This is a genomic window from Citrobacter sp. RHBSTW-00570 (assembly GCF_013739755.1).
Taxonomy (GTDB): Bacteria; Pseudomonadota; Gammaproteobacteria; order Enterobacterales; family Enterobacteriaceae; genus Citrobacter; species Citrobacter braakii.
Map to the genome: position 1 here is coordinate 3,427,301 of NZ_CP056399.1, position 17,903 is coordinate 3,445,203.

Consider the following 17,903-nt stretch of genomic DNA (forward strand, 5'->3'; position numbering starts at 1 on the left):
AAGCATGGATCTGTTAATGCCATGGATGGTGGCTATTTTTATCCCACTTGGATTGCTGTTTGGCAGCTTAGCCAACGTGATTATTTATCGTCTGCCGCTGATGCTTGGCGTAATAGATGAGGATGATTCAGAAGGGGCGGCTGTTAATTTGTGGTGGCCGCCGTCGCACTGCCCTGCCTGTAAATCGGATATTAAGCCCTGGGATAATATTCCGGTTCTCAGTTGGCTGTTACTGAAGGGCAAATGCCGCCAGTGCGGCATTGCGATCCCGGTTATTTATCCGGTTTCTGAACTGGCGATGGGGCTGGTATGGGGGGCGCTGGCCTGGTTTTACCTGCCGCAATGGTCTCCTCAGCTCGCGCTGGCGTATGCACTGTTGTTTATGGTGCTCTACAGCGCGGCGGTTATCGATTTTAAACATCTGATTCTGCCGGACGCGCTGGTCTTCACCGTGCTCTGGGGCGGGCTACTGCTTGCCGCATCGGGCTACTCCATGGTGCGGGTGAAGGACGCGGTTTATGGCGTCGCCGCCGCCTGGCTATTGCTGTGGGGCGTGATGAAGCTGTGGGAGACGTTGTGCAAACGCGACGGTCTGGGCTACGGCGACGTCAAGCTCTACGCCGCCTGCGGGGCATGGCTTGGCTGGCAGCGCCTGCCGGAATTACTCTGCTTTTCGGCGCTGACCGGGCTGCTGTTTTACGCCTGCGTGCGGTGCTTTTATACGCAAGAGGATGACAAACATCGCTTTTATATTCCGTTCGGTCCGGCTATCGCGCTGGTCGCGTTTTTACTGCTGCTCTGACGGAGGTCGATCGTGTCGTGTCTGATATGGAGCATATGGCTGACAATGTCGCCGCTGGCGACGACCAGCTGCGAGCAAGCCTGGCAGCAGGCTTTCGTTCCGTCATTACAGGCGGCGCAAGTGTGGTCAGAAGAGAACCTGAGGATGCCGTCCAGCGCTGCGGCGGTGGTTGATGATAACGCGCCGGTACGCTTTATCTGGCCCGTGGCGAAGCGCCAGATCAGCTCAGGATTTGGACAACGCCTGCACCCTGTGCTGGGGCGCATGATGCAGCATAAAGGGATGGATATTCCTGTGCCATTCGGCAGCAGCGTGCATGCAATTGCCGACGGCGAAGTGGTGGAGAGCCGCTACGGTCGCGGCACCGGATACTTTATCACTCTCCGTCATGCAGACGGCTGGCTGAGTCGCTATTTTCATCTCGCCTCTGCGCGGGTGCGTAAGGGCGAAAAGCTGACGGCGGGCGAAGAGATCGCCGCATCCGGCAGCAGCGGTCTTAGCACCGGTCCGCATCTGCATCTGGAAATTGCCTGGCGGGGCGTGGCGCTCGACCCGCAGCCCTTGCTGAACAACACCCCGATGCTGGCGCGCGCCGGGCGTGCGTCTGCGGAAGAAAAATCCGACGCTCAGCCTCGGGTGGTGCTGGTTTCTCAGGGACCGGGCGGAACCCGAATTACCGTCCGGTTTAACAACAAAACGCGCACCGTGGCACCAGGTAGTATGGTGTTTGGCAACTATCAGGTCGTGCTGTTGCGCAGTGGTAAATATCAGATTATTTCCGCTGTATAACAAGGAGCTACACAATGGAAAAAAAGAAAAGGATCGCTTTATCGGCGGGGTTGCTGGCGGCAGCGCTGCTTTTTAACCCAGGAGTGTTGGCAAGTGACGACACTCAGGAGCCAGAGAACAGCAAAGGGCATTTTGGCTTTCTGCCTCCGCAGCCACCGCTGAAACTGCCGGGATCACATTATTTTCTCGTTAAGGTTTCGAGTGATTTTAGCCGCCTGGGACAGACAGCGGGTATTAACTATCAGATCACAGGCGTGAATGTTTACTGGAAAACTAAGGGAATCGATCAGGAGCGGGGGCGTTCGCATGCTTCTCTTGTTGGGCCAAATCTGCCAAATTGTTCATTTGGGAACGAAGCCCCGTGTAACGTTACTTTGGCTAATGCTGAAGATGGAAATGAGGACCGTAGCTCTGGTGGAAAACTGTATCAACTTGGATCAACAGAGCATCTGGAAGGGTTAGTATGGGTTTATTCTAACCATCTATTCAACGGTGATACGGTAGGCTCCCCCAAATACCTTGACGATGGAGTTTGTCCCGATCTAGTGAGAAATCAAGATTTAAATCATGCTTTTAATGGCAGGAGAACGCGATTTTTTCGGGGTTTTTATGATGGATTTGAATACTGTGGAAATGGCATAGAGAACATCCCAGGCACCACGCGCACACTTCGACCTGATGGAACCTATGATGCTAAAGTTACTAATCCAGATAACGATGTCCACCTTTCTGCTATGTTCAATTCGCAAGATTCAAGTATCTGTAATGATGCAGGTCCATTATATTGCGGTGGCTCTGGCAATACCCCCAGCGGCTATATCTATATCCCCAGTAATAATCTGAAGTATATGGTTATTGAGGTAATGGGGTTTGAAGCTCAAAGTCACGATCTTCATACTTTTCCCATTATAGCGTTTAAATATACCAACATTGCTCCTGACGATCCTGACAGCTATAAGATGGAATTTGTCTCGTCGCAGGACAAGACGGGGGTTAATTTAGGTGAACCTATCAGCTATATGGTACCATTTTATAATAAAGGTTTTAGCTCTTACAGAAATATAAATCTGTTTGCGTCCGACTTTCACTGGAATGGAGATATAAGCAACGACGGACACGACGACAAATATGTCGGTTACGGCAACTATGGGCCTCTTCTGGATTTCAAAAATATTGACTATCTGGAGGTGAACCTTAAATCGCTCGATCATATGGTGTTAAATGGTCCCTCCCGTATGGCAAAGAATAACGTGTCCGTGGACGGTACACGAGGTGGAGTGGGGGTTAGTCTTCGCAAATATGACTGGAAATGTTCAGAAGGTCCTGAAGTAGTCCCTGACGGGGCAGAACTTAATGGGGCAACAGAAGAGGAATACCTTAAAGCTAATTGTGCCTACAAGACGCGGTATTAATAGCTGACCGGCGGCGTCTGCGCCGTATGAGTTAATTTGTTACCCGCGAGGTTCACACGGATGTAAACCTCGCCTTTTTATCTTTGGACAGGCTTTTCCTGCTCTGACTGATGGCGTTAGTAGGCGTTCACCACGACCCACATCGGTCCCTGACCCACCGCATAACGCCCCTTCTCTGCCAGCAGCCCCTGCTCGCCAGCAATCTCATACACCGCGATATGGTGCGATTTTTGCCCGGCGGCAACCAGGTACTTACCACTGTGATCGATATTAAACCCGCGTGGCTGAGTTTCAGTAGGCTGGAAACCCTCTTTGGTCAGCACGCTGCCATCTTCAGACACGCTAAAGATCGTAATCAGGCTGGCGGTGCGGTCACAGGCGTACAGATGACGACCATCCGGTGTAATGTGAATATCCGCTGCCCAACGGGTATCAGTGAAATCAGCCGGCATCATATCCAGCGTCTGCACACACTCAATCTTGCCGTACGGATCTTTCAGCGCCCAGACGTCAACGGAGCTGTTCAGCTCATTCACACAGTAGGCAAATTGCTTATTCGGATGGAACGTCATATGACGCGGGCCAGCACCTTCAACGGTGGTCACTTCAGCCGGTTCCTGCGCCACCAGATGTCCATCATCGCTTACCTCAAACAGACAGATACGATCCTGTTTCAACGCCGGAACCCACAGGATACGGTTATCCGGTGAGATGTTGGCCGAGTGGCAGCCGTCCAGACCTTCAACCACGTCAACCTGTTCCACCGGCAGGCCATCTTCCAGACGCGTGACGCTCACGCTCCCGGCGTTATAAGAGCCGACAAACACGAAACGTCCCTGATGATCGGTAGAAATATGCGTCGGGCTACCCGGCAGCGCAGACTCAGCCGCGAAGGTCAGCGCACCGTCATCAGGTGCAATGCAGTAAGCCAACACGCGAAACTCCGGGCGCACGCCAACATAGAGGTAGCGCTTATCCGGGCTGACGACCATCGGCTGTACCTGACCCGGCACATCAACCACCTGCGTCAGCGTCAAAGAACCATCATGATTCAGGCTCCAGACGTGGATTTGCTGACTTTCAGGGCTGGCGGTATAAACGGTTTGCTTCATGAATACTCCTTTGCTTTTTGGCAGGTGGCTGCAATTGCCTGACACACGCCTAAGGTAGACGCTTTTAACGGTGAATGCTTAATTAAGGCGCAGAATTTTGTCCGGCTCCCGTCTCGGTGTACCATTCCAGTAGATAAAATTCTCAACCTTAATCTGGAAATAACTATGACCGCACGCGTGATTGCCCTGGATTTAGACGGTACCCTGTTGACCCCGAAAAAAACCTTACTGCCATCCTCTGTTGAAGCGCTCGCGCGCGCCAGAGAAGCAGGATACCAACTTATCATTGTCACAGGTCGCCATCACGTTGCTATTCATCCTTTTTATCAGGCACTGGCGCTGGATACACCTGCAATTTGCTGCAATGGCACCTACTTGTATGATTATCAGGCAAAAACGGTACTGGAATCCGATCCCCTTCCGGTAAACCAGGCATTACCGCTGATCGAAATGCTGGATGAACATCAGATCCACGGGCTGATGTATGTGGATGAGGCCATGCTGTATGAGCGCCCAACCGGGCATGTGGTGCGTACCGCTAACTGGGCGCAAACCCTGCCGCCGGAACAGCGCCCTACCTTCACCCAGGTGCCTTCGCTGGCGCAGGCTGCACATGACGTTAACGCCGTCTGGAAATTTGCCCTCACCGACGAAGATATTCCGAAACTGCAGCAGTTTGGTAAGCATGTTGAACAACAGTTGGGGCTGGAGTGTGAATGGTCCTGGCACGATCAGGTCGACATTGCCCGTAAAGGCAACAGCAAAGGGCGACGCCTTACCCAGTGGATTGAAGCACAGGGCGGGTCAATGGAAAACGTCATTGCCTTTGGTGACAACTTTAACGATATCAGCATGCTGGAAGCTGCAGGTACCGGCGTGGCGATGGGTAATGCGGACGACGCGGTCAAAGCCCGCGCCAACATCGTAATTGGTGACAACACCACCGACAGCATCGCGAAATTTATCTACTCCCACCTGCTGTAATCACGCGGTAATCGATACGCTCTTAATTTGCGCGTACAGCCACAGGCCAGGTTTGATACCCAGTTCATCCCTGGCCCACGGGCTGATCCTCGCCCACAGCGTTTTACCGCCCACTTCAAGCTGAACCTCCACCTGACCATTATCGTCATAGCACTGCGCGACTTTCGCCCGCAGCACGTTACGAATACTGGTCTGCTGCGGCGGTTGAAGCACCAGCGAAACATCAGATGCCTGAATACGAATACGCAGCGCAGTTTGCAGCGGTTGATCCAGCTTATTGACCCATAGATGCTGATCGCCAAGCGCCAGTGCAGTCATTGCGTAATGTGGATGATGTTCCAGCACGCTGACTTTCAGAATGCTGCTTTGCTGTTCCTTTGGTAGCCACGGATGCATCACGCTGCTGCCCCAGACATCTTCCAGCGAACCGAACGCTTTGACCTGCCCGTTTTCCAGCACCATCACTTTGTCTGCCAGGTGCAAGATTTCATCGAGCGAGTGGCTGACGTACAGCATCGGAATATTAATTTCACGCGCCAGGCGTTGCAGGTAAGGCAACAGTTCGCGCTTACGCGGGATATCCAGCGAGGCTAACGGCTCATCAAGCAACAACAGTTCCGGCGCGGTAAGCAGCGCCCGACCGATGGCTACGCGCTGTTTTTCACCGCCAGAAAGACCGCCAGGCAGACGGTCAAGCAGCGATTCAATGCCCAACAGGGCCACCAGCTTATCAAACTGTCCGGCCATACTTTTCGCCATACCGTAACGCAGGTTGCCGCGCACTTTATAATGCGGAAACAGGCGCGCATCCTGGAAAACATAGCCTACCCGGCGTTTTTCGGGCGTTAAACAGATACCGTTCTCGACGTCGTTCAAAACCCGACCGTTAAGCACGATGCGCCCGGACTGCGGCTGCGTCAGGCCGCTGATGGCGTTAATCAGCGAGGTTTTACCCGCGCCGGAAACGCCAAAAATAGCGGTGATCCCACTGGCTGGCAGCGTTTCGTTGAGCGTCAGACAATGCGTCCCCAGCGTCTGGGAGAAATTAAGTTCCAGCATGATTACCGCCCCGTCCGTTCACGGCTAATACGCGCCAGCCATTCAGAAATCAGCAGTGAAATCAGCGCTAACACAATAGAAATGATACATAACCTTGCCGCCGCGCTTTCGCCACCAGGGGTCTGGATCAGGGTATACATCGCCGATGGGATAGTGCGGGTTTCGCCAGGAATATTGGAGACAAAGGTAATCGTTGCGCCAAATTCCCCGAGGGAACGCGCGAACGCCAGCACCGTACCGACAATAATGCCGGGAAGCATCAGCGGTAAAGTAATCGTGACAAATACGCGCCAGCGTCCAGCGCCCAGCGTGCGGGCCGCCTGCTCCAGCTTGACATCGACACCTTCCAGCGCCAGACGAATAGCCCGAACCATAAGCGGGAAAGACATCACCGCCGCAGCCAGTACCGCACCGCGCCAGCTAAAGGCAAAGGTAATGCCAAACCAGTCGTACAGCCATTCGCCAATGAATCCGCGGCGTCCCATGGCAACCAACAGCAGATAGCCCACCACGACCGGCGGCAGTACCAGCGGCAAATGCAGAACGCTGTCGAGCAGCGCTTTGCCCGGGAACTTGCATCGCACAAGCAGCCAGGCAAAGAAGATCCCAAACGGCAGACTAAACAACACAGCCAGGGAAGAAACTTTCAGGCTCAGTATAACGGCCTGCCATTCAGGATCGGTCAGTATCATTACTTGGTCGTAAATCCATAACGTTTAAAGATTTCAGCAGCCTGCGGTCCTTTCAGGTAATCATAGAACGCGCTGACCGTTGCGTTTTTGTGCCCATCAACAATTGCGATAGGGTATTCCACTTTTTTGTGTGAATCTTCCGGGAAAGTCGCAACAACTTTTACGCCCTTGCTGGCGACAGCATCGGAACCATAAACGATCCCCAGCGGCGCTTCGTTACGCTCTACCAGCGCCAGCGCACCGCGCACATCTTCGGCAGGTGCCAGTTTCGGGGCCAGGGTATCCCATGCCCCCAGTTTTTGCAGCGCTTCTTTAGCATAAATGCCCGCCGGAACATGTTCCGGATCGCCAACGGCCAGACGCCCACCATTTAACAAACGGGTCCAGTTGGTTTTGCTGTCGATGGTGAAGTCTTTCTGCGCACTGTCTTTCGGTGCGACAACCACCAGGCTGTTACCCAACAGCGTTTCACGCGTGGCGGTATCAATCGACTTTTTGTCTACCGCGTAATCCATCCATTTCTGATCGGCAGAGATAAACAGATCGGCCGGAGCGCCTGCTTCAATCTGGCGCGCCAGCGTGGAAGAAGACGCAAAAGAGGAGACAACATCAACGTTCTTCTCTTTTTTGTATTGCGTCGCAATATCCTGCATCGCGTTAGTCAGTGAAGCCGCTGCGAAAACAGTAATCTTTCCTTCATCCGCCAGCGCATGCCCGGCAACAGTAAGAGAAAGTGTTGCCCCGGCAAACAAGCGTAACCATGTACGTGCCATCTGTAACTCCTTTGCGTTTCGTTATGTAGTCGCAAATATAACGAGTAAACCAGGATTTTCCCAGTGGTTATTGATACCAATTTGAGGTTACACGAAGAAAATATCGGCAGGGAAAGCAGGATCTTGAGAAACGGTAGACTGAGAAAACGGGTTGGAAGGCATAAAAAATATAAACGCCCGACTGAGCGGGCGTTTGGGGAATCAATGATTCTGTCTGGACTGGTCTTTTTGACCGATACCGGAGAAAATGTTGAACACTTCACCCAGTCCGTAAATCAGACCCAGAATGATGGCCATTACCACAGGTACCATGATTACGGCGAATACCAGACTTTTCAATAACTCTAACATGGTCAACTCCAGATGTAGTCCTTAGCTGTATTCTAACCACATAACGCAGAAAAGCACTCCCCTTTTGTGCGGTCGGCTTTGCTCAGGCACGGTTTTCCGTCACAATACCCTTTTTTGCCAGGAGCTTGTGATGCAGGCCGAAATCCTTCTTACGCTGAAACTTCAGCAAAAACTGTTTGCCGATCCCCGTCGCATTTCTCTGCTTAAGCATATTGCACTTTCCGGCTCTATCAGTCAGGGCGCGAAGGATGCAGGTATTAGCTACAAAAGCGCCTGGGATGCGATTAACGAAATGAACCAACTCAGCGAGCAGACGCTGGTTGAGCGCGCCACAGGCGGCAAAGGCGGCGGCGGCGCAGTATTAACGCGCTACGGCCAACGCTTAATCCAGTTGTATGATTTGCTGGCGCAGATCCAACAAAAAGCCTTTGATGTTTTGAGCGATGACGATGCGCTACCGCTCAATAGCCTGCTGGCGGCTATCTCTCGATTTTCACTGCAAACCAGCGCCCGTAACCAATGGTTTGGCACAATCACCGCCCGCGACCACGATCAGGTCCAGCAGCATGTCGACGTCCTGCTGGCCGATGGCGAAACGCGCCTGAAAGTGGCGATCACTGCGCAAAGCGGCGAGCGTCTGGGTCTTGAGGAAGGCAAAGAAGTACTGATTCTGCTGAAAGCGCCGTGGGTGGGAATCACTCAGGACGATGCCATCGCTCAGGCCGCCGATAACCAGTTGCAGGGCACGATTAGCCATATTGAACGCGGTGCGGAACAGTGTGAAGTGCTGATGACGTTACCAGACGGCCAGACGCTGTGCGCCACCGTTCCGGCCCAAGACGCCGCAACGCTGCAAGAAGGCGCTAACGTCACCGCCTGGTTTAATGCAGACAGAGTGATTATCGCCACGCTGTGCTGAGTAGATTGACATCAGCCTGAAGAACACGTATCCCTGTTATTAATCGCTGCAAATAATGGGATACAAAATGTCATCGTTGCAAATTTCGCAAGGCATGTTTCGTCTTAGCGACACAAAAACGCTCCAGTTAGATGCGTTGACGTTAAACGCGGGTGATAGCTGGGCATTTGTTGGCGCTAACGGGAGCGGGAAATCCGCGCTGGCCCGCGCACTGGCGGGAGAGCTGCCGCTTCTGAAAGGCGAGCGCCACTGTCAGTTCACGCGTATTACCCGACTCTCCTTTGAGCAGCTACAAAAGCTAGTCAGCGACGAGTGGCAGCGAAACAACACCGATCTTCTTAGTCCCGGTGAAGACGACACCGGGCGCACCACCGCCGAAATCATCCAGGATGAGGTCAACGATCCCGCCCGCTGCGCTGCGTTGGCGGAGCAGTTTGGCATCTCTTCCCTGCTCAACAGGCGTTTCAAATACCTTTCCACCGGTGAAACACGCAAAACCCTGCTCTGTCAGGCGTTAATGTCCGCGCCGGATTTACTGATCCTTGATGAGCCCTTTGACGGGCTGGACGTGGCGTCACGCCGTCAGTTAGCAGAACTGCTCGCTGAGTTGCATCAGGCCGGCTTTACGCTGGTGCTGGTACTTAACCGCTTTGATGAAATACCCGAGTTCGTGCAGTTTGCTGGCGTACTTGCCGATTGCACACTGACAGAAACCGGCGCAAAAACGGATCTTCTGCAACAGGCATTAATCGCTCAGCTTGCCCATAGCGAGCGGCTGGAAGGAATTCAGTTACCTGAACCGGACGAGCCTTCGGTGCGCCGTACGTTGTCAGATAACGAGCCGCGAATTGTGCTTAACGATGGCACGGTCTCGTATAACGATCGCCCTATCCTTCACCATTTGAGCTGGCAGGTAAATCCGGGGGAACACTGGCAAATCGTCGGCCCCAACGGAGCGGGAAAATCAACTCTGCTCAGTTTAATCACCGGCGATCACCCCCAGGGCTACAGCAACGACCTGACCCTGTTTGGCCGTCGCCGTGGCAGCGGTGAAACTATCTGGGATATCAAAAAACACATCGGCTACGTCAGCAGCAGTCTGCATCTGGATTACCGGGTGAGTACCACAGTTCGCAACGTTATTCTCTCTGGTTATTTTGATTCAATCGGCATCTATCAGGCCGTTTCCGACAGGCAGCACAAGCTGGTGCAACAGTGGCTGGATATTCTTGGCTTCGATAAACGTACCGCGGATGCGCCATTTCATAGTCTTTCCTGGGGACAGCAGCGGCTGGCACTGATTGTTCGCGCGCTGGTTAAACACCCGACGTTGTTGATCCTTGACGAGCCTTTGCAAGGGTTAGATCCGCTCAATCGCCAACTGATTCGCCGTTTTGTGGATGTGCTAATCGGTGAAGGTGAAACTCAACTGCTGTTCGTCTCTCACCACGCCGAAGATGCCCCAGCCTGCATTACCCATCGACTGGAGTTTGTGCCCGAGAACGACATCTACGCCTATCGACTAACGTCTCTGCGTTAGTTTTCATTGCAGGGCGTTTATCACGCCCTTTTTTTCTGCTTTTTTTCAGACAAACGCTGGAAAAACAACCTAACATAATGATTTAAAATAAAATAACCATTAAAAATGCGTGAAACTTATGGAGTGTAAACGATTCCACTAATTTATTCCATGTCACACTTTTCGTATCTTTGTTATGCTATGGTTATTGCATACCATAGGCTTAACGGAGCGAATTATGAGAGTATTGGTTACAGGTGGTAGCGGTTACATTGGAAGCCACACTTGCGTGCAGTTGTTGAAAAACGGTCACGAGGTGGTGATCCTGGACAATCTCTGCAACAGCAAACGCAGCGTTTTGCCCGTCATTGAGCGTTTAGGTGGCAAGCAGCCGACCTTCGTGGAAGGGGATATCCGTAACGAAGCGCTGATAACCGAAATTCTACACGATCATGCCATTGACACGGTCATTCATTTTGCGGGTTTAAAAGCCGTTGGAGAATCCGTTGCCAAGCCGTTGGAGTACTATGACAACAACGTCAATGGCACCCTGCGTCTGGTGAATGCAATGCGCGCCGCCAACGTGAAAAACTTCATTTTTAGTTCCTCCGCGACCGTCTATGGCGATCAGCCACAAATTCCTTACGTTGAAAGCTTCCCCACCGGCACGCCGCAAAGTCCGTACGGCAAAAGCAAGCTGATGGTAGAACAAATCCTGACCGACCTGCAAAAAGCACACCCCGACTGGAGTATCGCCTTACTGCGATACTTTAACCCGGTTGGTGCTCATCCGTCGGGCGATATGGGGGAAGATCCGCAAGGTATTCCCAACAACCTGATGCCTTACATCGCACAAGTTGCCGTGGGCCGCCGCGAGTCCCTTGCCATATTTGGCAACGACTACCCAACTGAAGATGGCACCGGCGTTCGCGACTACATCCACGTGATGGATCTCGCCGACGGCCACGTCGTCGCGATGGAAAAACTAGCGGGCAAACAGGGTGTGCATATTTACAACCTCGGAGCAGGCATCGGCAGCAGCGTACTGGACGTGGTCAACGCCTTCAGCAAAGCCTGCGGTAAACCCATTAATTACCATTTCGCCCCGCGCCGTGATGGTGATCTTCCAGCTTACTGGGCAGATGCCAGCAAAGCCGATCGCGAGCTTAACTGGCGCGTGACCCGCACACTGGATGAAATGGCACAAGACACCTGGCACTGGCAGTCACGCCACCCGCAAGGATATTCGGATTAAGGACCAATCATGACGCAATTCAATCCTGTCGATCATCCACATCGCCGTTTTAACCCGCTTACCGGGCAGTGGATCCTCGTATCACCGCATCGCGCCAAACGCCCGTGGCAAGGGGCGCAGGAAACCCCGTCTAAGCAGGTACTGCCTGCACATGACCCTGACTGTTTCCTGTGTGCTGGCAATACGCGCGTTACCGGTGATGTAAATCCGGATTACACCGGGACCTATGTTTTTACCAATGATTTTGCGGCGCTGATGTCCGATACCCCGGATGCGCCGGACAGTCACGATCCGTTGATGCGTTGCCAGAGCGCGCGCGGTACCAGCCGCGTAATTTGCTTCTCGCCCGATCACAGCAAAACGCTGCCAGAACTCAGCGTCCCTGCGCTGACAGAAATCGTAAAAACGTGGCAGGAGCAGACCGAAGACTTAGGGAAAACCTATCCCTGGGTGCAGGTATTTGAGAATAAAGGCGCGGCGATGGGGTGCTCGAACCCGCACCCGCACGGTCAAATTTGGGCCAACAGCTTTTTGCCCAACGAAGCTGAACGTGAAAATCGCCTACAGAAAGCATACTTCGCCGAACAGGGCGCGCCGATGCTCGTTGATTACGTCCAGCGTGAACTGGCAGACGGCAGCCGTACGGTCGTTGAAACTGAGCACTGGCTGGCGGTTGTCCCTTACTGGGCCGCGTGGCCGTTCGAAACGCTGCTGCTGCCGAAAGCGCATGTGCTGCGTATTACCGATTTGACCAACGAGCAGCGTGCTGACCTGGCGCTGGCGTTGAAAAAACTGACCAGTCGTTACGACAACCTGTTCCAGTGCTCATTCCCCTACTCCATGGGCTGGCACGGCGCGCCGTTTAACGGTGAAGAAAACGAACACTGGCAGTTGCACGCGCACTTTTACCCGCCGCTGCTGCGTTCCGCGACCGTGCGTAAATTTATGGTCGGTTATGAAATGCTGGCAGAAACCCAGCGAGATCTGACTGCAGAACAAGCGGCTGAGCGACTGCGTGCGGTCAGCGACATCCATTTTCGCGAATCCGGAGTGTAAATAATGAGTCTGAAAGAAAAAACACAATCTCTGTTTACAGAAACGTTTGGCTACCCTGCCACCCATACTATTCAGGCACCGGGTCGTGTAAACCTGATCGGCGAACATACCGATTATAACGACGGCTTCGTTTTGCCCTGCGCCATCGACTATCAAACCGTCATCAGCTGCGCGGCGCGCGACGATCGAAAAGTACGCGTCATCGCCGCTGATTACGACAATCAGGTTGATGAGTTCTCTCTCGATGCGCCGATTATCGCCCACGATAGCCAGCAGTGGTCAAACTACGTGCGTGGCGTGGTAAAACATCTGCAAAAGCGCAATAACGCCTTTGGCGGCGCGGATCTGGTGATCAGCGGTAACGTCCCGCAGGGTGCGGGCTTAAGCTCTTCTGCCTCACTGGAAGTCGCTGTTGGTACGGTATTCCAGCAGCTCTATCATCTGCCGCTCGACGGCGCGCAGATTGCCCTGAATGGCCAGGAAGCTGAAAACCAGTTTGTCGGTTGTAACTGCGGCATCATGGATCAGCTGATCTCCGCACTTGGCAAGAAAGATCATGCGCTGCTGATCGACTGCCGTACGCTGGGCACCAAAGCCGTTTCTATGCCTGAGGGTGTAGCGGTGGTGATCATCAACAGCAACTTTAAACGCACGCTGGTCGGTAGCGAATACAACACCCGTCGCGAACAGTGTGAAACCGGCGCGCGTTTCTTCCAGCAGCCAGCGCTGCGTGATGTCAGCCTCGAAGCGTTTAACGCTGTCGCCCACGAGCTGGATCCGATTGTTGCCAAACGCGTGCGCCACGTCATCACGGAAAATGCGCGTACCGTTGAAGCCGCACAGGCACTGGAAAAAGGCGACCTGCTGCGCATGGGCCAGCTGATGGCGGAATCTCACGCCTCAATGCGCGATGACTTTGAAATCACGGTGCCGCAAATTGATACGCTGGTAGAGATTGTCAAAGCGACCATCGGTGATAAAGGCGGTGTGCGGATGACCGGCGGCGGCTTCGGCGGCTGCATCGTGGCGCTGATCCCACAAGATTTGGTTCCTGCCGTACAGCAGGCTGTCGCCGCACAGTACGAGGCAAAAACCGGTATTAAAGAAACATTCTACGTCTGCAAACCTTCACAAGGAGCCGGACAATGTTAAACGAAATCCCCGTGCAGGCTCCGGACGGTCAACCGTTTCGCCTGCTCACCCTGCGCAATGACGCAGGGATGGTAGTCACGCTCATGGACTGGGGCGCGACCCTGCTCTCTGCGCGTATTCCGCTTAGCGATGGTAGCGTGCGCGAAGCATTACTCGGCTGCGCCAGTCCGGAACAATACCCGGAACAGGCTGCATTTCTGGGGGCTTCGATTGGCCGCTACGCGAACCGTATCGCCAACAGCCGCTATACCTTTGCTGGCGAAACCGTTGAATTACTGCCAAGTCAGGGCAATAACCAACTGCACGGCGGGCCGGACGGTTTCGACAAACGTCGCTGGCAGATAGTCAATCAGAATGACCGTCAGGTGCTGTTCGCCTTAACGTCTGACGATGGCGATCAGGGCTTCCCAGGCCATCTTTGCGCCACCGCGCAGTATCGCCTGACTGATGATAATCGTATTTCGATAACTTATCGTGCCACGGTCGATAAACCCTGCCCGGTGAATCTGACGAATCACGTCTATTTTAATCTCGACGGCGATAAAACGGATGTGCGCCAGCATAAGCTGCAAATTCTGGCGGACGAGTACTTACCGGTTGACGAAATGGGTATCCCGCATGATGGACTGAAATCCGTCGCCGGTAGCACGTTCGATTTCCGCACCCCTAAAATCATCAGTAGTGAATTTCTGGCCGATGACGATCAGCGCAAGGTGAAAGGTTACGATCACGCCTTCCTGCTTCAGGTACAGGGCAATGCGCGTACGCCGGTCGCTCAGTTGTGGTCACAGGATGAAAAACTGCAGATGGTGGTCTACACCTCGGCCCCGGCATTGCAGTTTTACTCCGGTAATTTCCTCGGTGGTACGCCTTCCCGCGGGCCAGAGGCCTACGAAGACTGGCAAGGCCTGGCGCTGGAAAGTGAATTTCTGCCGGACAGCCCGAACCACCCCGAGTGGCCACAGGCGGATTGCTTCCTGCGTCCGGGTGAAGAGTATGCCAGCGTGACGGAATATCAGTTTATTCCAGCTTGATCGTTTCCCCTCCCAGGCCCGATGACGTATCTTTTCGGGCCTGGTGCTTGTTAATCACAGTAGAACCGCTCAAATCCCCACCACTCAAAGACAAAATCGCAACCTTGAGTTCACAAGAACCTTACACTGTAGCGCTATTTTCGCTATGGTTATGCGTAAGCATTGCCGCTTACACATTACGGCAATATAATGAGAATTATTATCATTCGATATGATTTATAGGAGTGAATGTATGGCTGTAACTAAGCTGGTTCTGGTACGTCACGGTGAAAGTCAGTGGAACAACGAAAACCGTTTTACCGGTTGGTATGATGTTGATCTGTCCGAGAAAGGCGTTGGCGAAGCAAAAGCGGCAGGAAAACTGCTGAAAGAGGAAGGCTACAGCTTCGATTTTGCTTATACCTCTGTGCTGAAACGTGCCATCCACACCCTGTGGAACGTACTGGACGAACTGGATCAGGCCTGGCTGCCGGTTGAGAAATCCTGGAAACTGAACGAACGCCATTACGGTGCGCTGCAGGGTTTGAACAAAGCAGAAACCGCGGAAAAATACGGTGATGAGCAGGTTAAGCAGTGGCGTCGCGGCTTTGCGGTTACCCCGCCGGAACTGACCAAAGACGACGAGCGTTACCCGGGTCACGATCCGCGTTATGCGAAGCTGACCGACAAAGAGTTACCGGTTACCGAAAGCCTGGCGCTGACCATCGATCGCGTTATCCCTTACTGGAATGAAACCATTCTGCCGCGCATGAAAAGCGGTGAGCGCGTAATTATCGCCGCTCACGGTAACTCTCTGCGTGCGCTGGTTAAATACCTTGATAACATGGGCGAAGATGAGATCCTTGAACTGAACATCCCGACCGGCGTACCGCTGGTGTATGAGTTCGACGAAAACTTCAAGCCGATCAAACACTACTATCTGGGTAACGCTGACGAGATCGCAGCAAAAGCGGCGGCCGTTGCGAACCAAGGTAAAGCGAAGTAATTTTCGCGGTAAGTTAAAGACAAAGCGTGGATTCCTCCACGCTTTTTTATTTCGGCACGACCAGAAAATGTAGGCCGGATAAGACATCGCCCCATCCGGCAGTCTGCAACGGAATGCTGATGGCGCTACGCTTCTCAGGCCCAGGGGACTTGGTTAACCGCGACGCGCTTTTACCGCATCCGCCAGTTGACGCAGCACCGCATCGGTATCTTCCCAACCAATGCATGCGTCGGTGATACTCTTACCGTAGGTCAGCGGCTCACCGCTATCCGGATTCTGATTACCTTCCACCAAATGGCTTTCGATCATCACGCCAATAATTGCTTTTTCGCCACCGGCGACTTGTCCGCAAACATCTTTCGCAACATCCATCTGCTTTTTGAACTGCTTGCTGGAGTTGGCATGGCTGAAGTCGATCATCACTTGCGCAGAGAGCCCTGCTTTGACCAGACCTTCTTTTACGTCCGCAACGTGCTGAGCGCTGTAGTTCGGCTCTTTGCCACCGCGCAGAATGATATGGCAATCGCCATTACCACTGGTATTCACGATCGCTGAATGACCCCATTTGGTGACAGACAGGAAGCAGTGCGGTGCCCCTGCAGCGTTTATTGCATCAATCGCCACTTTGATGGTGCCATCGGTACCGTTTTTAAAACCAACCGGGCAGGACAGACCCGATGCCAGCTCGCGGTGCACCTGAGATTCTGTTGTACGTGCCCCAATCGCGCCCCAGCTCATCAGATCGGCGAGATATTGTGGGGTGATCATATCGAGGAATTCACCCGCAGTCGGCAATCCGCTGTCGTTGATATCCAGCAGCAGTTTACGCGCAATGCGCAGCCCATCATTGATCTGGAAGCTGTTGTCCATGTGCGGGTCGTTGATAAGCCCTTTCCAGCCAACGGTGGTACGCGGTTTTTCAAAATAGACGCGCATGACGATTTCAAGCTCACCTTTTAACGCTTCGCGCAGCGCCAGCAGACGAGTGGCATACTCTTTGGCAGCTGCCGGATCATGAATAGAGCACGGCCCAATCACCACCAGAAGGCGATCGTCGCTCCCTTTCAGAATTTTATGAATCGCCTTACGGGCATGAGCCACCGTATTGGCGGCATTTTCAGTAGCGGGGAATTTTTCCAGCAGTGCGACTGGTGGTAATAACTCGTTGATCTCTTTAATGCGTAAATCGTCGTTCTGATAATTCATGATTATTCCAGCGTTGCCATACTTATATAAATGAATGCAATCCCTCCAATCTATATCTTCAGTCATAAAGTGTAAACGGGGTTTTACACTTTGGACGGATTAATCCTGGAATTGGCCAAAAAAACGCAATAAAGTAGCGAAAAACGAGATCCAAACTACAATTTCTAACTGTAACAGCTTTAATTTTCATAGATTTCAAGATTCTATGCTGGTTTTAATTTCCATAGCAAAACGATTAACCACATATTGATGATGTAACTGGCACATGCACTGTTGGAAGACGTTATCCGACATATCGACCTTAACAGGAGCATATTATGCATATGACAAAGCTGGCTTCACTCTTCCTTACCGCTACACTCAGCCTCGCCAGCGGCGCGGCACTGGCTGCTGAAAGCAACACGCAGTCCAATAACGGTCAGGCAAATTCCTCGGCTGATGCAGGACAAGTCGCCCCAGACGCCCGCGAAAACGTGGCGCCAAATAATGTCGACAACAGTAACGTGAATTCAGGTGGCACAATGCTGCACCCGGACGGTTCATCAATGAACCATGAAGGGATGACCAAAGATGAGATGCACAAAAACACGATGTGTAAGGACGGTCGCTGCCCTGATGTGAATAAGAAGGTTGAGACCGGAAACGGCATCAACAATGATGTTGACACAAAAACTGATGGCACCACGCAGTAACGCTGAAATTAAAGCTAATAACGGGAGAGCAATAGCTCTCCTTTTTAATTTTATCATCCCAAAAACGGTATGATGGCATACAGTAAAGATGAGAATAACAAAGGGATGGCA

18 protein-coding genes are annotated in these 17,903 nt (G+C 52.8%); 12 read left to right on the forward strand and 6 right to left on the reverse strand.

Annotation, left to right across the window (positions count from 1 at the left end; genetic code table 11):
- Nucleotides 1-4 precede the first annotated feature (4 nt).
- From HV237_RS16370 to HV237_RS16380, 3 genes are read left to right on the forward strand one after another with little or no spacing between them, the layout of a single operon-like run.
- Entirely contained in the window at nt 5-802 is a 798-nt protein-coding gene (locus tag HV237_RS16370) for an A24 family peptidase (protein ID WP_082137252.1), read from the forward strand.
- 12 nt (nt 803-814) lie between these two features.
- Nucleotides 815-1,591: a M23 family metallopeptidase gene (locus HV237_RS16375; protein ID WP_240489698.1), complete on the forward strand. Its 777-nt coding sequence runs from the start codon at nt 815-817 to the stop codon at nt 1,589-1,591.
- Nucleotides 1,592-1,605: 14 nt separating this feature from the next.
- A complete protein-coding gene (locus tag HV237_RS16380; protein WP_047359461.1) occupies nt 1,606-3,003 on the forward strand; it encodes a hypothetical protein in 1,398 nt (465 codons plus the stop codon).
- 116 nt (nt 3,004-3,119) lie between these two features.
- On the opposite strand, the gene pgl is transcribed toward HV237_RS16380, so the two are convergent.
- Complete coding sequence (gene pgl / locus HV237_RS16385) at nt 3,120-4,115, reverse strand: 6-phosphogluconolactonase (protein WP_047359462.1); 996 nt, start codon at nt 4,113-4,115, stop codon at nt 3,120-3,122.
- A gap of 165 nt (nt 4,116-4,280) precedes the next feature.
- Between pgl and HV237_RS16390 the strand changes: the two genes are divergently transcribed.
- Complete coding sequence (locus HV237_RS16390; RefSeq protein ID WP_047359463.1) at nt 4,281-5,099, forward strand: pyridoxal phosphatase; 819 nt, start codon at nt 4,281-4,283, stop codon at nt 5,097-5,099.
- Here HV237_RS16390 and modC read toward each other — a convergent pair whose 3' ends face one another.
- From modC to HV237_RS16410, 4 genes are all read right to left on the reverse strand, one after another.
- The gene (gene modC, locus HV237_RS16395) at nt 5,100-6,158 is read right to left on the reverse strand and encodes a molybdenum ABC transporter ATP-binding protein ModC (protein WP_016152328.1); all 1,059 of its coding nucleotides are present in this window, start codon (nt 6,156-6,158) and stop codon (nt 5,100-5,102) included.
- Nucleotides 6,159-6,160: 2 nt separating this feature from the next.
- The gene (modB, locus tag HV237_RS16400; RefSeq protein ID WP_016152327.1) at nt 6,161-6,850 is read right to left on the reverse strand and encodes a molybdate ABC transporter permease subunit; all 690 of its coding nucleotides are present in this window, start codon (nt 6,848-6,850) and stop codon (nt 6,161-6,163) included.
- Nucleotides 6,850-7,623, reverse strand: coding sequence for a molybdate ABC transporter substrate-binding protein (modA, locus tag HV237_RS16405; RefSeq protein WP_016152326.1), 774 nt, complete (start codon nt 7,621-7,623; stop codon nt 6,850-6,852). The genes modB and modA overlap by 1 nt, the downstream gene beginning before the upstream one ends.
- A 201-nt stretch (nt 7,624-7,824) precedes the next feature.
- Nucleotides 7,825-7,974 carry an AcrZ family multidrug efflux pump-associated protein gene (locus HV237_RS16410; RefSeq protein WP_003023026.1) on the reverse strand — a complete coding sequence of 50 codons (150 nt, stop codon included), beginning with the start codon at nt 7,972-7,974 and terminating at the stop codon, nt 7,825-7,827.
- A gap of 130 nt (nt 7,975-8,104) precedes the next feature.
- Between HV237_RS16410 and modE the strand changes: the two genes are divergently transcribed.
- The 7 genes from modE (at nt 8,105) to gpmA (ending at nt 15,894) form a co-directional block, all read left to right on the forward strand.
- Nucleotides 8,105-8,893 (forward strand): molybdenum-dependent transcriptional regulator, encoded by a 789-nt coding sequence (gene modE, locus HV237_RS16415; protein ID WP_016152325.1) that lies wholly within the window; start codon nt 8,105-8,107, stop codon nt 8,891-8,893.
- 67 nt (nt 8,894-8,960) lie between these two features.
- On the forward strand, nt 8,961-10,433 hold the full coding sequence (gene modF / locus HV237_RS16420) for a molybdate ABC transporter ATP-binding protein ModF (RefSeq protein WP_047359464.1): 1,473 nt from the start codon (nt 8,961-8,963) through the stop codon (nt 10,431-10,433).
- A gap of 217 nt (nt 10,434-10,650) precedes the next feature.
- The gene (galE, locus tag HV237_RS16425; protein WP_016152323.1) at nt 10,651-11,667 is read left to right on the forward strand and encodes a UDP-glucose 4-epimerase GalE; all 1,017 of its coding nucleotides are present in this window, start codon (nt 10,651-10,653) and stop codon (nt 11,665-11,667) included.
- A 9-nt stretch (nt 11,668-11,676) separates the two neighbouring features.
- Complete coding sequence (galT, locus tag HV237_RS16430; RefSeq protein ID WP_016156021.1) at nt 11,677-12,723, forward strand: galactose-1-phosphate uridylyltransferase; 1,047 nt, start codon at nt 11,677-11,679, stop codon at nt 12,721-12,723.
- A 3-nt stretch (nt 12,724-12,726) separates the two neighbouring features.
- Complete coding sequence (gene galK, locus HV237_RS16435) at nt 12,727-13,875, forward strand: galactokinase (RefSeq protein ID WP_047359465.1); 1,149 nt, start codon at nt 12,727-12,729, stop codon at nt 13,873-13,875.
- Complete coding sequence (gene galM, locus HV237_RS16440; protein WP_047359466.1) at nt 13,869-14,909, forward strand: galactose-1-epimerase; 1,041 nt, start codon at nt 13,869-13,871, stop codon at nt 14,907-14,909. Before galK ends, galM begins: the two co-directional genes overlap by 7 nt.
- Nucleotides 14,910-15,141: 232 nt before the next feature.
- Nucleotides 15,142-15,894 (forward strand): 2,3-diphosphoglycerate-dependent phosphoglycerate mutase, encoded by a 753-nt coding sequence (gene gpmA, locus HV237_RS16445; protein WP_003022999.1) that lies wholly within the window; start codon nt 15,142-15,144, stop codon nt 15,892-15,894.
- A 153-nt stretch (nt 15,895-16,047) separates the two neighbouring features.
- Here the strand turns inward: gpmA and aroG are convergent, their stop codons facing one another.
- Nucleotides 16,048-17,100: a 3-deoxy-7-phosphoheptulonate synthase AroG gene (aroG, locus tag HV237_RS16450; protein ID WP_016152319.1), complete on the reverse strand. Its 1,053-nt coding sequence runs from the start codon at nt 17,098-17,100 to the stop codon at nt 16,048-16,050.
- A 317-nt stretch (nt 17,101-17,417) separates the two neighbouring features.
- Between aroG and HV237_RS16455 the strand changes: the two genes are divergently transcribed.
- Nucleotides 17,418-17,792, forward strand: coding sequence for a YbgS-like family protein (locus HV237_RS16455; RefSeq protein WP_046275981.1), 375 nt, complete (start codon nt 17,418-17,420; stop codon nt 17,790-17,792).
- The last annotated feature ends 111 nt before the right edge of the window (nt 17,793-17,903 follow it).